Here is a 17,203-nt window from a genome sequence, read left to right as displayed (position 1 = left end):
AGCTTGAATGAAAAGTCCTTGGCGTTTTTTCTTTATTGTTGAAGCGCTCTTACTGCTTTTTGCGGTATGGCAAATTTTATCTAATCCGCCATTATTATTTTTATTAATACTTGGTGTGACGTGCTTGGTCCTTGTGAACCGAAGTGAGCGCAAGAGCAATTTTAAAAATTTCTTGATGGTCTCAAGTTCCATTGCTATTTTGATCAGTTTGTTAAATAGTCCAGCACTGTGGCTGATGCTGATTTTTGCGATTTTATTTATTGGTTTAAAAGGAGTCGAGATTACCGGAATCGACTTAACTAAAAATTCATTCTGGCGCAAAAAACAAATGATTATCGTTGAAACTGAAGAACCCAAAGCTGATCATCCACTGAAACAAAAGCAGCAATGGTTAGGCAATGAACGGATCGGCAGTCAAGTCTATGAATGGGACGATATCAATTTAGATATCTTGACTGGGGACACTTTTATCGATCTAGGCAACACTTTATTGCCTAAGAAAGAAAACGTCGTGATCGTACGAAAAGGCTTTGGCAGAACTCGTATTTTAGTGCCTGCTGGCGTAGCAATCAAATTAGAGCATAGTACTTTTATTGGCTCCGTTATCTTTGAAGGCGAAGAAACGAGCTTGAAAAATGAAAAAGTGACGATCTATAGCCCGGATTATGGCGAAAATAGTCGGCGTTTGAAAATCTTGACGAATACCCTTGTTGGTGATGTTGAGGTGATTCGGGTATGATCGGGAAATTTTCAAGAGGCATGATCGCTTTTTATGCAGGATTAGCAAGTTTTTTCACCATGATTTTGATGCTGTTTTCCTATTTGTATGCCAGTGGGAAAAATAATTGGCTGATAGAAGTCTTTCAAATCAAGCTCTTCTTTATCCCAATCGTCTTTCACTTACTTGTAATATCTGCATTGATTGCTTTAGCTATCTTTTTACTGATTTCTTTTTTTCGCAACCGTCAATACGGTCCGGTGGAAGAAAAGTTAAGACTGTTAGCCAGCGGCTATATCGATAGCCCTTTATTAGAAACAAAAATCCCCCATGCGTCTGAAAACCATTTGATTGCGAATGTGGATCGTGATATTGCCAGTATCCAATCGAAGATGAAACAGATGTCGATGGAATTACAGCAATTGAATGCGAAACCGCAGTTTGTTGATGGTCAGACGAAAGAAGAGATTTTAGAAGCAGAAAGGCAGCGTCTGGCTCGTGAATTGCACGACTCTGTTTCTCAACAGCTGTTTGCCGCCATGATGATGATGTCTGCACTAAATGAGCAAGCGATTCGAACAGATGCGCCAGAAAGCCAAAAGAAACAGTTAGCTATGGTCACAGACATTATCAATGCTTCGCAATCTGAAATGCGGGCGCTCTTGCTTCATCTACGACCTGTTACTTTGGAAGGGAAGAGTCTAAAGCAAGGAATCGAGCAATTGTTAAAAGAATTAGAGACCAAAATCAAAATTCTATTGACTTGGGATATTGAAGACTTTACGATGCCTAGTTCGATTGAAGATCAACTCTTTCGTGTGATCCAAGAACTCTTATCTAATACACTGCGTCACGCCAAGGCCAATGAGTTGGAAGTTTACTTGCATCGCATTGATAATAACGTGTTGTTGCGGGTGATCGATGACGGTGTTGGCTTTGATCCACAAGATCAAAAGGCCGGCAGCTATGGTTTGATGAATATCCGAGAACGGGTAAGTGCCGTTGGCGGAACGTTGAAAATTATTAGTTTTAAAAATCAAGGAACCAGTATTGAAATTAAAGTTCCACTGTTGAAGGAGGCATAAGGTATGATTAAAGTGTTGCTAGTTGATGACCATGAAATGGTTCGTCTTGGGGTTTCTTCTTATCTATCGATTCAAGACGATATAGAAGTAATTGGGGAAGCGGAAAATGGTCGAGTCGGGTATGAAAAGGCATTGGAATTACGTCCAGATGTGATTTTGATGGATTTGGTGATGGATGAAATGGATGGGATCGAATCTACGAAATTGATTTTAAATGATTGGCCCGAAGCAAAAATCATTATTGTCACTAGTTTTATTGATGACGAAAAAGTCTATCCTGCTATTGAAGCGGGGGCGGCAGGTTATCTGTTAAAGACGTCTACTGCTCATGAGATTGCGGAAGCCATTCGTGCAACCCAGCGAGGAGAGCGGGTCTTAGAACCCGAAGTCACCACGAAAATGATGGATCGTTTGACGAATCGGACACCGATCCTACATGAAGATTTGACCAATCGGGAACAAGAAGTGTTACTGTTAATCGCCGAAGGAAAGAGCAATCAAGAGATTGCGGATGCACTCTTCATTACGCTGAAAACAGTGAAGACACATGTGTCAAATATCTTATCAAAATTAGAAGTAGAAGATCGTACACAAGCTACGATATATGCTTTTAAACATGGTTTAATAAAATAAAGTCTTAATAATCATACCTCCTCATGGCAAGCAGAGGAGGTTTTTGTTATACTAAATTATGATCTGGTAAAAAAGGAGCGTTTGTGGTGAAGCAAAATTATGCAATAATCGGTCTGGGCCGTTTTGGTGGCAGTATTTGTCGCACGTTGATTGAATCTGGACAAGAAGTACTGGCGATCGATAGCAACGAAGATCGTGTCAATGAGTACATGAATATCGCCACCCATGCGGTGGTCGGCAACGCACAAGATGAGATGACGTTACGCTCATTGGGTATCCGTAACTTTGACCATGTCATTGTTGCGATTGGTGAGGATATTCAAGCTAGTATTTTGGTGACCTTGATGGTCAAAGAAATGGGTGTTCCTAATATCTTAGCGAAAGCCCAAAACGAATACCATGCCCGTGTACTGGAAAAACTCGGCGCAGACCGTGTCGTTCATCCCGAACGTGACATGGGGATTCGCATCGCCCATAATCTTGTTTCCAAAAATATTTTAGATTATATTGAACTATCTGACGAATTTTCTCTAGCAGAGATTCGCGTGTCCAATCCACGCTTTTTCAATAAATCCCTGATTGAGCTGAATTTTCGACAAAAATATGGTCTGACAGTCGTTGCGATTCGTCGGGGACCAGGACAAGTGATCGTTTCGCCTGATGCAGAGGCGATCGTGCGTGAAAATGACAATTTACTCGTGATCGGCAATACAGATGATGTAGATATACTTGATGAACATATGAATGATTAGGAGTGAAGAAAATGAACTTAACAATAAGTCCTGAAGCAATGCAATGGTTTAAAAAAGAATTGGTGGTAGACCAAGGAAGCGGGATTCGTTTTTTCGGAAAAATTTATGGCAAAACACAAGTGCATGACGGATTTTCCGTGGGAATGTCAGTCGATAAACCAGAACGTCCGATCGTCGAACAAACCATTGATGGCTTGCTTTTTTTTATTGATGAAGCAGACGAATGGTTTTTCAAAGGCTATGATCTAACTGTGGACTATGATGAAACGTTAGATGAACCGAAATATGATTTTAGCGAAGATAAAAAATAATGTGGATTCGGTCCTAGCTGACCGATTTCCCACGACTGGCTCTAGGAGATGAAACCGATGTTATCAATTGTTGTACCTTGTTTTAATGAAGAGGCAAGCTTGCCGATTTTCTTTGAAGAAACAGAAAAAGTGAAGAAACACTTAAATATGCCTTTTGAATATATTTTTGTTAATGACGGGTCTTCAGATCAAACTCTGTCTGTTTTAAGAGACTTGTATCACGCCCACCCTGAAAGTGTTCGCTATCTATCTTTTTCGAGAAACTTTGGCAAAGAAGCTGCTCTTTATGCGGGGCTACAAGCTGCTAGAGGCGATTTTGTCACTGTAATGGATGCAGATTTACAAGATCCGCCGTCATTACTACCTGAAATGTTTGCTTTGCTAAGAAGTAAACCAGAGCTTGACTGTGTGGGTACGAGACGTGCCGATAGAAAAGGTGAGCCAAAGATTCGCAGTTTTTTTTCGAACTCGTTCTATAACATCATCAACAAAATTGCCGATACTGAAATGGTAAACGGTGCGCGAGATTTTCGCTTGATGCGCCGCAATATGGTTGATGCAGTTTTACAGCTGTCAGAGTACAATCGCTTTTCAAAAGGGATCTTCAGCTGGGTTGGGTTTGATACAGAATACATCGCCTATGAGAATCGAGAAAGAGTAGCGGGTGAGACGTCCTGGTCATTCTGGAAGCTATTCCAATATTCGATCGATGGCATCGTCAATTTTTCAGATACACCTTTGAATATCGCCTCGTTTATTGGTGCGCTTTCCTGTTTTGGTTCTCTGATTGCTTTGATCTTTATTGTGATAAGAACCTTTATTTTTGGAGATCCGACATCAGGGTGGCCTTCAATGGTCAGTATCTTCTTATTTGTTGGTGGATTGCAATTGCTTTGTTTAGGGATCATCGGCAAGTATATCGGAAAAATTTTCTTAGAGACTAAAAATAGACCCTTATACTTCTTGAAAGAAACCGAAAAAGACCAAGAAAAATAATGATAAAATAAAAGTGTACAATTTGAAGGGGTTGCCTTCAACTGTACACTTTTTTTACGGAAAGAATTTGTTAGTATCCCTTTTCCAAGTTTATCTCATTTTTAACAAGTTCTTGTTTCGTTAAAAATTGTTGGAAATTCGCTAAGAAAATATCCATAAATGCCTTTTGAAAATGGGGCGTGTGTCCTGAGATGTGAGGAGTAATCAACAGGTTTTCGGTATGCCATAGTGGATCATTTTCTGGTAGAGGTTCCTCTTCAAAAACATCTAGTGCGGCAAATGCCAGCTGCTTTTTCTCTAATGCCTTTGTTAATGCGGCAGTATCCACGCTAGGACCGCGACCGACATTATAAAATGAAGCGGAAGGCTTCATTTGTGCAAAAAAGGCTTCATCATACAAATGTGTGGTTTCTTCTGTCAGTGGAAGAATATTGATGATGCAATCGGCGGTTTTTGCGCAAGCGTGTAAGTCAGATAACGCAAACGTTTTTTCAAAACCCGCCACCTCATGGCCGCTTGTATTAATGCCAATCGGATGTACACCAAAAAAGGTTAATGCTTGGGCTAATCTTTGGCCGATTTGTCCCGTACCAACGATCAAAATCTCTTGATCAGATAGCTTTGCATAAGGAATCGTATCCGGTGCCCATTGCTGTTTTCTTTGTTGTTGGATTGCTTGGAAAATCCCGCGGTTTTCCATAAAGAGCAAAGCCAATAAATGGTCTGTAATCGATTCTGCGTGGATGCCACTGCCATTTGATAAGAGAATGTCGTATTTTGCAAACTCTTTTAATGGCAAGGTGTCCACACCAGCCGAAATCGCTTGGACCCATTTCAAATTTGTTTTTTCGGTTAACAGGTGTTCGTTCCATGTTGGTTTCCAACCGATAGTGATTTCTACTTGTGACCAATCAATTGCTTGGTCCTTTGAGTAGACGAGAAATTGATAGTCTTTTTCCATTTGTTCCACATAAGTGTCGCGAAAGTTGCGAGTGGCTAAGATTATTTTTTTCATTGCCAAGCCTCCTTGTATCTTAAGTGTAGCAAAGAATGAGAAAAAAGCCATGTTCAATGAATTGAACATGGCATAGATCATTTTTTTAATTGTATTTTTGGTGAATCTTTGACACCTTGTGTAAATAAGAATAGGGAACCAAACAAAATAAAGGTGGTAGCATCAAAGGAAGGCAGCGCTAGTTGTACAATAACACTAATGAGTGTAGGCAATGCAGCACAGACAATGAGAATCTTTAAATTTTCGAAAAAGGTATAAGAGAATAGCTTCAATTTCGTATAGATCGTTGCAATAAAGGTTCCCATGATTAAGGTGATCAGTAAGCTGACAAACGTGGGATATAAGGCGACAAAAAAGACAATGATTTTTATCAGCCATGGGATCGCTTGGTTGGATAAGGTTTCTCGAATCGCCTGACCGTTAAGATTACGCAGTGCTGGTTCACTATAATCAAACTCTAATTGGTTTGAATCGAACATAGACGTTGAGAAACCAGAAGAAGGGATACGAATGACCAGCTGATCTTTTAACAAACCTACTGCGATCACCGAGCCGGTGACATCAGATGCAATATCCGCTGGTGTACGATTGCCATCAGGATCAAAAGTAAAGATGATCGAATCGGTTTGATAGATGAATCCTTTCGTATTTGGAGCGGCAGAAAGCTGTCCATTTTCGATCGTAAAATCAGGAATCGTTTCTCCGATTTTTTGTCCATCTGCTTGCACATCACGAAAGACGCCTAAGACATTGATGGTAATTGGCAAAGCCATCATCACGGCTGCACCTAATAGAAAAACGATCACTTTGGAAAACTCTGCTTTTTTGACGAATTTTAGTTCTGGTATTCGAAAAAAAGCAATTTTAAATAGTTGGACGATAGTCATTTGCTGATAAACTCCTTTGTGGTATAACTAGAGTAATTGTAACGAAGGGTTCTTAGGATTACAAGGAATTCACAAAAAAAGAGCCAAATATCTATTGAATAAGTAAATAAAGTAATGAAAGTAGGCATATGGATGCAAAAGTTTATTGAATACAAACAAATCTTACAACAAAAAAAACTGTGGGAGCCACTCACGTATTTATTTTTTGGTGGTTTGACCACCGTAGTCAATATTGTCGTCTATCTTATTTTTCGTGAAGGGTTTGGTTTTTATTATCAGACAGCGAATGTGATTGTTTGATTGTCTTCTTTAATCTTATGAAAAAAAGAAAAATAAAGCGATAATTTTATGAAAAAATTCGTATATTAATTATTTATAGGATATAATATAGTGTAAGAAAGCTTTGATGAATTAGGAGTGTTCTTTTTGAAATTTTATTTAAGGTTTAAAGAGGCTTTAGAAAAAAGAAAACTATGGAATCTTTTTATTTATCTTTTTTTTGGTGGTCTTGCCACAATTGTAAATATCGTAACTTATTTTATTTGTGTAGAATGGCTCTCTCTGCATTACTTGGTAGCAAATGGAATTTCGTGGATAGCTTCTGTTTTGTTTGCTTTTGTAACGAACAAAGTTTGGGTGTTCCATTCAAAAACAGAAAGTATGTTAGAACTTTTAGTTGAATTTGCTAAGTTTATTTTTTATCGTGTACTCTCCCTTGGAATGGATATGGGTGTGATGTATGTTATGATCGATTTAATGAATACAACGAATTTAACAGCAAAGATAGTTACTCAAATCATTGTTGTTCTCGCTAATTATCTCTTTAGTAAATTCCTGATATTTAATCAAGCGGAAATCAAAAATTTTGAAGTAAATGATGAAAGTTAGTAAGCATATTTTTTGAACAAAGTCTGATAGTCTGATAATGTTACTTATGTAAACATTATCATTGAGGAGGATTTTTTTATGACTTACACATTACCAGATTTACCTTACGCATACGATGCATTGGAACCATATATTGATGAAGAAACGATGCATTTGCATCATGATAAACACCACAACACTTATGTAACAAACTTAAATGCAGCGATTGAAAAACATCCTGAATTAGGTGAAAAAACAGTTGAAGAATTATTAGCAGACTTTTCTTCTGTACCAGAAGACATTCAAACAGCGGTTCGCAACAATGGCGGCGGCCATGCTAACCACACATTCTTCTGGGAAATCTTAGGCCCAAATGCTGGTGGCGAACCTACTGGGGCAATCAAAGAGGCAATTGACGAAGCTTTCGGTAGCTTTGAAGACTTTAAAGAAGAATTTAAAACTGCTGCAACTGGACGTTTTGGTTCAGGTTGGGCATGGTTAGTCGTTAAAGACGGTAAACTAGCAATCACTTCAACCGCAAATCAAGATTCACCATTGATGGATGGTCAAACACCTGTATTAGGTTTAGATGTTTGGGAACATGCGTATTACTTAAAATACAAAAATGTTCGTCCAGATTACATCAATGCTTTCTGGAGTGTTGTTAACTGGGACAAAGTAAACGAATATTTCGCAAAAGCTTAAACAAACCATTAGGAAGAAGCCTGACTAAGGGCTTCTTTTTTGTTGATGGAAAGAAATTTCGTTATTGCTAACGCTTACATATTTCGCTATAATGAAATAGACGGAATCGTCGGATTATAATTATTGGAGGCTTTACACACTATGGAACATGGGAAAGTAAAATGGTTCAACAACGAAAAAGGGTTTGGTTTTATTACAGTTGACGGTGGCGATGATGTATTTGTTCACTTCTCTGCCATTCAAGGAGATGGTTTTAAATCGCTTGAAGAAGGACAAGAAGTTGAATTTACGATCGTTGAAGGTGCCCGCGGACCGCAGGCAGCGGAAGTAACCAAAGTCTAAATCAGAACAAAAAAGCTGAGTAACTGAAGTGCCTCAAAAAGATATTTTTTATTGTTTGATTTTTGAGGTCACAAAAGATACTCAGCTTTTTTAATTTGCTATTTCTTTCCATATTTGGTATCTTCAATACATTAGTAAGACTAGGAAGCGAAGAGGGATAAGAATGAAACGAGTAATCACTTACGGAACATTTGATTTATTGCACTATGGACATATCAATCTTTTGCGTCGTGCAAAAGAACAAGGCGATTATTTAATCGTAGCACTGTCAACGGATGAATTTAATTGGAATGAAAAACAAAAAAAATGTTACTTTTCTTATGAGAAAAGGAAACAATTATTAGAAGCGATTCGGTATGTGGATCTAGTGATTCCTGAAGAAGGCTGGGCTCAAAAAGTTTCTGATGTCAAAGAGTACCATGTTGATACCTTTGTTATGGGAGACGATTGGGCAGGAAAGTTTGACTTTATTCAAGAAGAAACCGATGCTGAAGTGATTTATCTAGCACGGACACCAGAAATATCAACCACGCAAATCAAAAAAGATTTGAAACTCAACAATTAAAAGGACTGTTATTAAAAAAGCATCTTTTACAGATGTTTTTTTTATTGAAACCAACTCCAAGAACTTAAGAATTTATTACTAGTTTTTCATTGATTATTTGTTCAGAACTCAAAATATGGTATGATGTTTTGTGAGTTGACTTGATCAATTAGAAATTCTATGAGAATGGATGAAGAAAGTGGAAAAAGAAATCAAAGTCCGTGCAACTTTAGTGACGAAAGAATACGACTTATATAAAAAGAAAGCTGACAAAGTAAAAGCACTATTCAAGTTCTATCATCGCAATGTTCCCCGTTTTTGGGCATTAAAAGGAGTTAGCTTCGATGTGAAAGCTGGTGAATCAGTGGGGATCATTGGGATCAATGGCTCTGGAAAATCAACTTTATCGAACGTGATCAGTGGCATTATTCCACCGACATCCGGTACGATGGAAGTAAATGGTGATACCTCAATCATCGCAATCGGTGCGGGGTTAAAATATCAGCTGACAGGGTTAGAAAACATTCGGCTCAAAGCATTGATGTCTGGAATGACTAATAAAGAAATTGATGAAAAAATGCCTGAAATAGTAGCCTTTGCTGATTTAGGTGATTTTATCAATCAACCCGTTAAAAGCTATTCCAGTGGGATGAAATCACGGTTAGGCTTTGCTATTGCGGTTCATAATGATCCAGATATTTTAGTCATTGATGAGGCGTTGTCTGTCGGAGACGAAACGTTTTATCAAAAATGTGTGGATAAGATTATGGAATTTAAAGAAGCAGGAAAAACGATCTTTTTTGTTAGTCATGCTTTAGGACAGGTAGAAAAACTTTGTGACCGAACGATTTGGATGCACTATGGTGATTTACGGATGTTTGGTCCTACTGAAGAAGTAATGGCTGAATACCGCAAATTTATCGATTGGTTCAAAAAACAACCAAAGAAAGAGCAAAAAGCCTATCAAGATAAATACAAAGAAGATCAAAAAGCATTTAACTTGGACAAATTAGCTGAAAAAAGCCGAGAAGATCATTTTTTACAACTACAAAATCTTTCCGACCAAATGATCAAGAAAAACTTGAAACGTACGCCACTAGGAGAAAAAATGAGCTGGCCGACAAAAGGAGTCTTAGGTTTGGTCGTAGTCGCAACGATATTCTGCTCGCTGGTTTCTTTTAGCGGGCGTTCGATTACTTACGCAATTAAAAATCCTGTTGAAACGATCAGTCAAGTTTTCAAATAAAGAAGATGTTTCTTTGTTTAGTTCAAATAGAAAAGGAAGAAGTTTGTGAAAGAGATTGCTACAGTTATAAAAGAACAATTTAAAAATGCGGGGATTATTTTTCGGATGTCCCGTTATGAAGATAAAGCGACCTATCAGAGTCACTATCTAGGTTTAGCTTGGCAGATTTTAAATCCCGCTATTCAAGTAGGAATCTATTACTTGGTTTTTGGTCTAGGTGTTAATCAAAACGGAAATATTGATGGCGTACCTTTTATTATCTGGATGCTGATTGGGATCACGGCATGGTTTTATATTAGTGCATCAATCTTAGGAGCCTCGAATAGTATTCATCGACAAGTAGGAATGGTAGCGAAAATGAAGTTTCCAGTCAGTATTCTACCATCGATCAACATTATAAGTAATTTATCATCCTACATTCCTATGGTGGCAATCGTGGTAGGTTCGTTATTCATAGCTGGTGTGACGCCAAGTATCTATTGGTTGCAATTTATTTATTATTTTCTTGCGATGATTGTTTTCTTATTTGCATTTGGTCTATTGAACGCCACAATAACAGTACTAGTTCGAGATTATCATATTTTCTTACAATCAGTACTTCGTTTATTATTCTATGTTTCAGGACCTATTTGGAATATCAATAATCGTAATTTACCAGATTGGCTAATTAAAGTGTTACACTTAAATCCAATTTACTATTTAATCGAGGGATTTCGGGATGCTTTCCTTTCTCGAGCATGGGTTTGGGAAAAAACGACCTACACACTTATATTCTGGTGTCTAACTTTGATGCTTCTTATTTTAGGAAGCCATTTGCATATGAAGTTCCGTGCTCGTTTTGTTGATTACATTTAAAAATGATGTTTTGACGTGTGCTCTCTAACTTAGAGAGCGCACTTTATTTGTTTTTAATTTTTTCTTTATTTCAAATAAGTTACGGAAGCGTTACGGATGAAAGTTATTCTTGATAGCGGTTGCTGAACGTTGTATTTTGTGGGAAAATTTACTCGATAAGTGATTTTTTATTGGCGAGGTGCAGGATGCGGAGTTATCAAAAAGTAATAGTCAGTATTTTAGTCGTGTTAGTAGTTGGAATCATTGGGTTAACGATTTATGGCATGCAGATCTATCAAGAGACGAATGCTACATTCAACCAAATCTCAAAGTCTGTTGATCGTAAAACAGACAAACGAGAAACAGCGATCAGCATTGAAGAGCGCGATCCATTTTCCATTCTGTTAATGGGGATTGATACAGGGGCGTTGGGACGAACCGAGCAAGGCCGTTCAGATAGCATGATGGTGGTAACAGTCAATCCTGAGAAAAAGCAGTCAACGATCGTTAGTCTTGACCGTGATATCTATACGCAAATCGTTGGCTTTAATACGATCGATAAGTTGAATCATGCCTATGCTTTCGGTGGTGAAGCGATGGCAATGGATTCAGTTGAAAATCTTTTAGACATTCCTATCGACCATTATGTGACGATCAATATGCAAGGAATGCGGGATTTGATTGATGCAGTAGGTGGGATCGAAGTGACAAATGCCATCGATTTTACGTTAGAAGGTGTCCATGTCCCTAAAGGACAAATCACTTTAGATGGGAAAACAGGCTTGGCCTACGCAAGAATGCGTAAACAAGATCCAGAGGGAGATATTGGACGACAAAGAAGGCAAAGAGAAGTGGTGACGAAAATCCTTCAAAAAGTCATGAGCTTGGAGGGAATAGGAAATTACCGCAATATCCTTAAAGCAGTTGAAAAAAATTCGAAGACGGATCTTACCTGGAATGACATGATGGATATCGGCACGAATTACATGCCTGCTTTTACGACCATCGAGCAAGAGCAGCTACAAGGGGAAGGACAACTGATTGGTGGGGTATATTATCAGCTATTAGGCACGAATCAGTTGTTGCATACGCAAAATTTGTTAAAGGAGCAGTTGCAACTTCCGACGAACGAGGGGTTGACCCAAGGCGATGAATATACTAACGGATCGCCTAATTATCAGTTATACGACGACAGTCTGACCTTCTCAGAAGAAAATTCAACAACTGGGGAGTAGCTAGTTTCTTTAGAAGCCTAAAAAGCAGGGTGACCGAAAGTCCTCCTGCTTTTAGTTTTCCACAATAACATCAATCAATTTCTTGTTTCACGAAATCAACAAATGAAAAAACATAAGAAAGCTTAAAAAAAACAATTTTTTCATGAAAGAGTGAAAATGAAACAATCTATCTGTGAAACATTCTGGCAGATATCGTTGAGTTTTTATAGTTTTTTCTAAGGATTAATGGATATTTTTTGTTTTTTCTGTTTCAGATCGAATTTTTTGGTAAAATAGGACAGTAGTCATTATAGATTGGAAGGATAGATGAGATGAAGAATTTGAAAGATAAAGTTGTCCAAGGGATACGTAAGGGGCCAGAAGAACCAAAGGCCAAATCGTATCGCAAATCTCATGTTCCATTTCGATTGAACTTTTTGTTTTTTATTATTTTTGCTTTGTTTGTATCATTGATTGTCCAATTAGGCTATCTACAGATCGTCAATGGCGAAAATATTGAGCAGCAATTGAAAGCTTCATCTGTAGTGGAAGTAAAAGGAAGTGCCCCTCGGGGGATGATTTACGATGCTTCTGGGAAAGCTTTAGTGGAAAATCAAGCCAATGCAGCAATCACTTTTACCCGGGGAAACAAAATGACCGCTCAAGATCTTTTAGAAACGGCCAAAAAATTGAGCGAGTTGATCGAAATGCCAGTCGACAAAAACTTGTCTGATCGAGATCTTAAGGACTTTTGGTTGGCAGATGAAGACAATCTTGAAAAAGCAACTGAACGATTGAGTGATGAAGAGCGTTCTTTAGGTACTTCTGAACAATATACGGCAACCGTTGAGAAAGTGACCGAGGAAGAAATCAATTTCTCAGATGCCGAATTAGAAGCAGCCACGATTTTCAAGCGGATGAACAGCGCACAATCCTTGAGTACGGTCTTTATTAAGACGTCGGATGTGTCTGACCAAGAATTGGCAGTTGTTGCTGAAAACATGGTCGATTTACCAGGAATCTCCACCGGGACCGATTGGACACGAAAGATCGTTGAAGGAAGTTCTCTGGCTAGTTTGATCGGAACGGTGACTAGTGAAGAACAAGGAATACCTGAAGAAGTTCTAGACGAATTCTTAGAAAAAGGTTACGCACGTAATGATCGCGTTGGCCGTAGTTATTTAGAACAGCAATATGAAGAAGTTTTACAAGGAACAAAATCCATCTCTGAAATATCGCTTGACAACAACAACAATATTGAAAGTCAAAAAGAAACCTTTGCAGGTGCAAAGGGGGATAATCTGGTTTTAACACTCGATGCTGAATTTCAAGCGAAAGTTGACAAGATTTTGCAAGACAATTTTCAAAAACTGATTGATTCTGGTGCAGCAGAGTATTCCCCAGGGGTATACGCAGTGGCGTTAAACCCGAAAACCGGCGGTGTCCTTTCCATGTCCGGGTATCATCATGACACGGGATCAAATGAAATGCAGGAAAATGCCATTGGTACCTTTATTAATTCCTTTGTACCAGGGTCCGTCGTCAAAGCAGGAACCTTGGCTGCCGGTTGGGAAAACGGCGTCTTAAACGGCAACGAAGTGCTGCTGGATCAACCAATCAGAATCGGCTCCGATGTAAAAGCTTCTATTTTCAACCCAACTGGGGCATATAATCGCAACCTTTCTGCGGAGCAGGCGTTGGAAGTTTCTTCTAACTCCTATATGATGCAAGTCGCTTTACGTTTGATGGGCATCAATTATCAGTCAGGCATCTCGATTCCAACAGTGGATCGTCAAGGGGATGTCTACGAAAAACTCCGTTCCTCTTTTGCCTCTTTTGGTATGGGAACTGAAACAGGTATCGATTTACCAGGAGAAGCAACTGGTATCAGCACATCCATTGAGAACATGGACCCTGTCAGTGATGGCGGAAAGATCCTCGACTTAGCATTCGGCCAGTTTGATACTTATACGACACTGCAACTGGCACAATATGCAGCAACTGTTGCTAATGGTGGCAAAAGATTGCAGCCTCACATCGTTGACGGAATCTACGACAATGATGAAACAGGCGGACTAGGTTCGCTGATTGAGGACATCGAACCAACGGTATTGAACGAGGTTGGTTTATCAGATGCCCAAATGCAAATTATCCAAAATGGCTTTTACGATGCGGTTCATGGAACGGATGCTTGGGCAACTGCCAAAGGCTTGGCTTCTGCGAAAATGGAAGTCTCTGCCAAAACAGGTACTGCCGAAACACCCATCGTGGATAGTAATGGCAATACCATCAGCTTAGTTAACTTAAACATCGTTGCCTACGGGCCAAGCAGTGATGCGGATATTGCGATTGCGATCGTGATGCCTCAATTAAAAGGAGACACCGATACGCATCCCAATATTCAAATCGCGAAAGAGATCATGGATGCTTATTACGACTTGTATATGAAATAAACAAAAAATCGCAGTGAAAGCTGCGGTTTTTTTAGTTTATAAGAATGCGGATAGAAAACCATCTTTTAGTGAGAAAGACTTGCTATTTTTGAATGATTGGCTTAGAATACTAGCGGTCAAGAGATAATTTTGATTTATACGATAAATAAAAAGATAAATTGATAATAAAAAGGGGCCCAAAGCACAATCATGAACAAGGAATGTTTAAGCAAACAAGAACTGATGAAACAGTTGGGACAATTTACACCAGCTGAAAAAAAAGAGATTCGTGAGTACTTGCAACGGAAAAATCCATTGCTTTTTCGTAAATTTGAGCGAATGAAACACGATCTTTACCGCTTGGAATCACGGCGTGTCCAATGCGAAATTGAAAATAACGAAAAGGAGTTAGGTCTTCTAAACGATAAGATCCTTTTGAAAAAAGAAGATTTTCTTGAGCTGTTATTAGCTATTCGAAAGAAAAGAGGGTAATGGATGGAATTTATTGAACTCGTCATTATCATTGCAATTCTCGTCACGTTATCAAATGTGGCGAGCAAAATATTACCCTCGGTACCGATCTTTTTTATTCAAATCATCTTAGGGATTTTACTAGGTTTAACAGAAATGGGACAGGAAATCGCTTTTGAACCGGAAATGTTTTTAGTAATGATCATTGGACCACTGCTGTTTCGTGAAGGAGAACGAGCAGATGTACCTGAAATCCTCAAAAACAGCAAGATCGTATTGTTTTTGGCTTTTGGCGGCGTTTTAATGACACTGTTTGCTGTCGGCGGAACGCTCCATTGGTTGATGCCCACGATTCCTCTGGCTGCTTGTTTCGCTTTTGGTGCTGCGTTAGGACCAACTGATGCAGTGGCAGTCTCCTCATTAGCAAAACGTTTGAAAATTTCCAAAAACATTATGCACATTCTGGAAGGCGAGGGCTTACTGAACGATGCTTCAGGGGTTACCGCATTGCAGTTTGCTATCGTAGCTTTGACCACCGGGAGCTTTTCAGCAGCCAACGCAGGGTTCCAGCTCCTATTCTCTAGTATCGGCGGCGGGCTTGTCGGTTACTTGATCGTGTGGCTGAAACGTCGAATTTTGCGCTTTATTGAAAAAATCTCGGCACAAGATGTCACAGTATACTTATTGATCGAACTGCTCTTGCCATTTGCTGCCTATTTGCTGGCCGAAATGATCGGGGTCTCAGGGATCATCGCAGCCGTTGTGGCAGGTGTAGCCCAAGCCCAAAGAAAACGACGGATCTCGTTGTTTGATGCAGAGCTGGCGAACATTTCAGAAAGTACTTGGTCGACCATTGTCTTTACATTGAATGCATTGGTGTTTCTTTTTCTAGGAATCGAGTTGTCACAAGTATTTTCACCAATCTGGGAGAGCAATAATTATGCAAACTGGCATCTAGTGATTACGATTTTGGTGATCACGGCGGTGATCTTCCTTGTTCGTTTTCTCTTTTTGTTGTTTTACTATTGGTTTTTACAGTCAAAAAAACAAGTATCAATGAATCAAGTCGCCCTGTTAACTTTTGGCGGAGTCAAGGGAACAGTCAGTTTGGCAGCCATCTTTATTTTGCCTGTGATGGTGCATGATGCACCTTTTCATGAAAGAGGCTTGCTTCTGTTTTTGACCGCCTGTGTGATTTTGCTGACATTGATCATCAGCGTGATGGTCTTGCCTTATTTGGCAGATGGTGAAGCTGCCGAAAGTGTCGACTTCAATCACTTGCTGATCTTAGAAGACGTCATCGAACAATTGGAAGCAGAAGAAAAACAAGAGCTTTCTGATAAAGGTCGCTTAGCGATCGATGCTGTCATCAATTCCTATGAAAATCGCCGTTGGGAATTGTATCGCAATAGTTTGACAGATTCAGAAAAACAAGAAATCCAAGAAATTCAAGGGTTGATCTTGTCGATCGAACAAGATGGCTTGGATGAAGCCTATCGAAATGGGAAAGTCAGTCTAAATGGCTATCGTTTTTATTCACGGTTTATTTCTCAGCAACAGCATTCCCTCGCAAAACAAATTCTCTCATTCTTTAGTTTTTGGCTCTTCTTTATTCAGCGCTTTATTCGTGTATTGATCCATCCTCGTTTGTTTTTACAGCGACAGCAGCAGCTAAAAGCTGCCTTGAAGCAACGAGACATTTCTGAAGTACAAAAAATTTACTTAAAGAACAGTGAATATATTTTTCACAGTTTGAGCAATTTAGAAGATGTCTATGATTCCTCGCTGATCAATTTTTTTATTCGTCAACGAGAAATGAGCATCAAACGATTTGAACACAGCAATTTCATTGAAACGATCATGATCGAGCAAGACCCGATTTTTGTTAAGAAAGTCCTTTGGGGCTATTACCTTGAGCGCAAAACGATCGATGAATATGAAGTGGCGGAGAAAATCTCAACGATTTCGGCAAATGAATACCGACGCAATGTCAATCTGTTAGAATCGTATGCGATGTCTCGAGCAGAAGAACAGCCGAAGCAGCGAATGTTTCGCCGATAATACGTCTCAAGAGGCGCACAACTTGAGGCACGTTTTATGGAGTGTCTTCGTCAGGTTATTCCTAAAAGATGATCAACATCGATGATCAGA

At 39.1% G+C, this 17,203-nt stretch carries 19 protein-coding genes; 17 read left to right on the top strand and 2 right to left on the bottom strand.

Going from position 1 to position 17,203, the window contains the following annotated elements:
* Positions 1-7 precede the first annotated feature (7 nt).
* The 6 genes from liaF (at position 8) to IGI96_RS01250 (ending at position 4,495) form a co-directional block, all read left to right on the top strand.
* Positions 8-739: a cell wall-active antibiotics response protein LiaF gene (liaF, locus tag IGI96_RS01275; protein WP_005229558.1), complete on the top strand. Its 732-nt coding sequence runs from the start codon at positions 8-10 to the stop codon at positions 737-739.
* A complete protein-coding gene (locus tag IGI96_RS01270) occupies positions 736-1,803 on the top strand; it encodes a sensor histidine kinase (RefSeq protein WP_081117280.1) in 1,068 nt (355 codons plus the stop codon). The genes liaF and IGI96_RS01270 overlap by 4 nt, the downstream gene beginning before the upstream one ends.
* 3 nt (positions 1,804-1,806) lie before the next feature.
* On the top strand, positions 1,807-2,436 hold the full coding sequence (locus IGI96_RS01265; protein ID WP_005229563.1) for a response regulator transcription factor: 630 nt from the start codon (positions 1,807-1,809) through the stop codon (positions 2,434-2,436).
* 86 nt (positions 2,437-2,522) lie between these two features.
* On the top strand, positions 2,523-3,188 hold the full coding sequence (locus IGI96_RS01260; protein WP_005229566.1) for a potassium channel family protein: 666 nt from the start codon (positions 2,523-2,525) through the stop codon (positions 3,186-3,188).
* Between the two features lie 11 nt (positions 3,189-3,199).
* Complete coding sequence (locus tag IGI96_RS01255) at positions 3,200-3,499, top strand: HesB/YadR/YfhF family protein (protein WP_005229567.1); 300 nt, start codon at positions 3,200-3,202, stop codon at positions 3,497-3,499.
* Positions 3,500-3,556: 57 nt separating this feature from the next.
* Positions 3,557-4,495: a glycosyltransferase family 2 protein gene (locus IGI96_RS01250; protein ID WP_176323951.1), complete on the top strand. Its 939-nt coding sequence runs from the start codon at positions 3,557-3,559 to the stop codon at positions 4,493-4,495.
* Positions 4,496-4,565: 70 nt separating this feature from the next.
* On the opposite strand, the gene IGI96_RS01245 is transcribed toward IGI96_RS01250, so the two are convergent.
* Both IGI96_RS01245 and IGI96_RS01240 read right to left on the bottom strand, forming a co-directional pair.
* The gene (locus IGI96_RS01245) at positions 4,566-5,561 is read right to left on the bottom strand and encodes a phosphoglycerate dehydrogenase (RefSeq protein WP_086338714.1); all 996 of its coding nucleotides are present in this window, start codon (positions 5,559-5,561) and stop codon (positions 4,566-4,568) included.
* A gap of 26 nt (positions 5,562-5,587) precedes the next feature.
* The gene (locus tag IGI96_RS01240) at positions 5,588-6,397 is read right to left on the bottom strand and encodes a DUF1189 family protein (RefSeq protein ID WP_086338068.1); all 810 of its coding nucleotides are present in this window, start codon (positions 6,395-6,397) and stop codon (positions 5,588-5,590) included.
* Between the two features lie 132 nt (positions 6,398-6,529).
* Here IGI96_RS01240 and IGI96_RS01235 point away from each other — a divergent pair, with 132 nt between their 5' ends.
* From IGI96_RS01235 to IGI96_RS01185, 11 genes are all read left to right on the top strand, one after another.
* Positions 6,530-6,697: a GtrA family protein gene (locus IGI96_RS01235; RefSeq protein ID WP_225001471.1), complete on the top strand. Its 168-nt coding sequence runs from the start codon at positions 6,530-6,532 to the stop codon at positions 6,695-6,697.
* Positions 6,698-6,823: 126 nt separating this feature from the next.
* Positions 6,824-7,285: a GtrA family protein gene (locus tag IGI96_RS01230; RefSeq protein ID WP_086338069.1), complete on the top strand. Its 462-nt coding sequence runs from the start codon at positions 6,824-6,826 to the stop codon at positions 7,283-7,285.
* 78 nt (positions 7,286-7,363) lie between these two features.
* Entirely contained in the window at positions 7,364-7,969 is a 606-nt protein-coding gene (locus IGI96_RS01225) for a superoxide dismutase (protein ID WP_005236898.1), read from the top strand.
* 141 nt (positions 7,970-8,110) lie between these two features.
* Positions 8,111-8,311, top strand: a complete 201-nt coding sequence (locus tag IGI96_RS01220) for a cold-shock protein (RefSeq protein WP_005229578.1) — start codon at positions 8,111-8,113, stop codon at positions 8,309-8,311.
* 163 nt (positions 8,312-8,474) lie between these two features.
* Positions 8,475-8,876, top strand: a complete 402-nt coding sequence (tagD, locus tag IGI96_RS01215) for a glycerol-3-phosphate cytidylyltransferase (RefSeq protein WP_008379620.1) — start codon at positions 8,475-8,477, stop codon at positions 8,874-8,876.
* Positions 8,877-9,045: 169 nt separating this feature from the next.
* Positions 9,046-10,101, top strand: a complete 1,056-nt coding sequence (locus IGI96_RS01210) for an ABC transporter ATP-binding protein (protein WP_086338070.1) — start codon at positions 9,046-9,048, stop codon at positions 10,099-10,101.
* A 45-nt stretch (positions 10,102-10,146) separates the two neighbouring features.
* On the top strand, positions 10,147-10,956 hold the full coding sequence (locus IGI96_RS01205; protein WP_438784790.1) for an ABC transporter permease: 810 nt from the start codon (positions 10,147-10,149) through the stop codon (positions 10,954-10,956).
* Positions 10,957-11,141: 185 nt separating this feature from the next.
* Complete coding sequence (locus IGI96_RS01200; protein WP_086338072.1) at positions 11,142-12,170, top strand: LCP family glycopolymer transferase; 1,029 nt, start codon at positions 11,142-11,144, stop codon at positions 12,168-12,170.
* Positions 12,171-12,481: 311 nt separating this feature from the next.
* The gene (locus tag IGI96_RS01195) at positions 12,482-14,602 is read left to right on the top strand and encodes a peptidoglycan D,D-transpeptidase FtsI family protein (protein WP_270288112.1); all 2,121 of its coding nucleotides are present in this window, start codon (positions 12,482-12,484) and stop codon (positions 14,600-14,602) included.
* Between the two features lie 189 nt (positions 14,603-14,791).
* Positions 14,792-15,073: a hypothetical protein gene (locus IGI96_RS01190; protein WP_015510017.1), complete on the top strand. Its 282-nt coding sequence runs from the start codon at positions 14,792-14,794 to the stop codon at positions 15,071-15,073.
* 3 nt (positions 15,074-15,076) lie between these two features.
* The gene (locus tag IGI96_RS01185; RefSeq protein WP_270288110.1) at positions 15,077-17,113 is read left to right on the top strand and encodes a cation:proton antiporter; all 2,037 of its coding nucleotides are present in this window, start codon (positions 15,077-15,079) and stop codon (positions 17,111-17,113) included.
* Positions 17,114-17,203: the final 90 nt, after the last annotated feature.

The organism is Enterococcus sp. DIV0421 (genome assembly GCF_051713745.1).
In the GTDB taxonomy this organism is placed as follows: Bacteria; Bacillota; Bacilli; order Lactobacillales; family Enterococcaceae; genus Enterococcus_D; species Enterococcus_D casseliflavus.
This window is presented reverse-complemented; position numbering and strand designations above follow the sequence as displayed.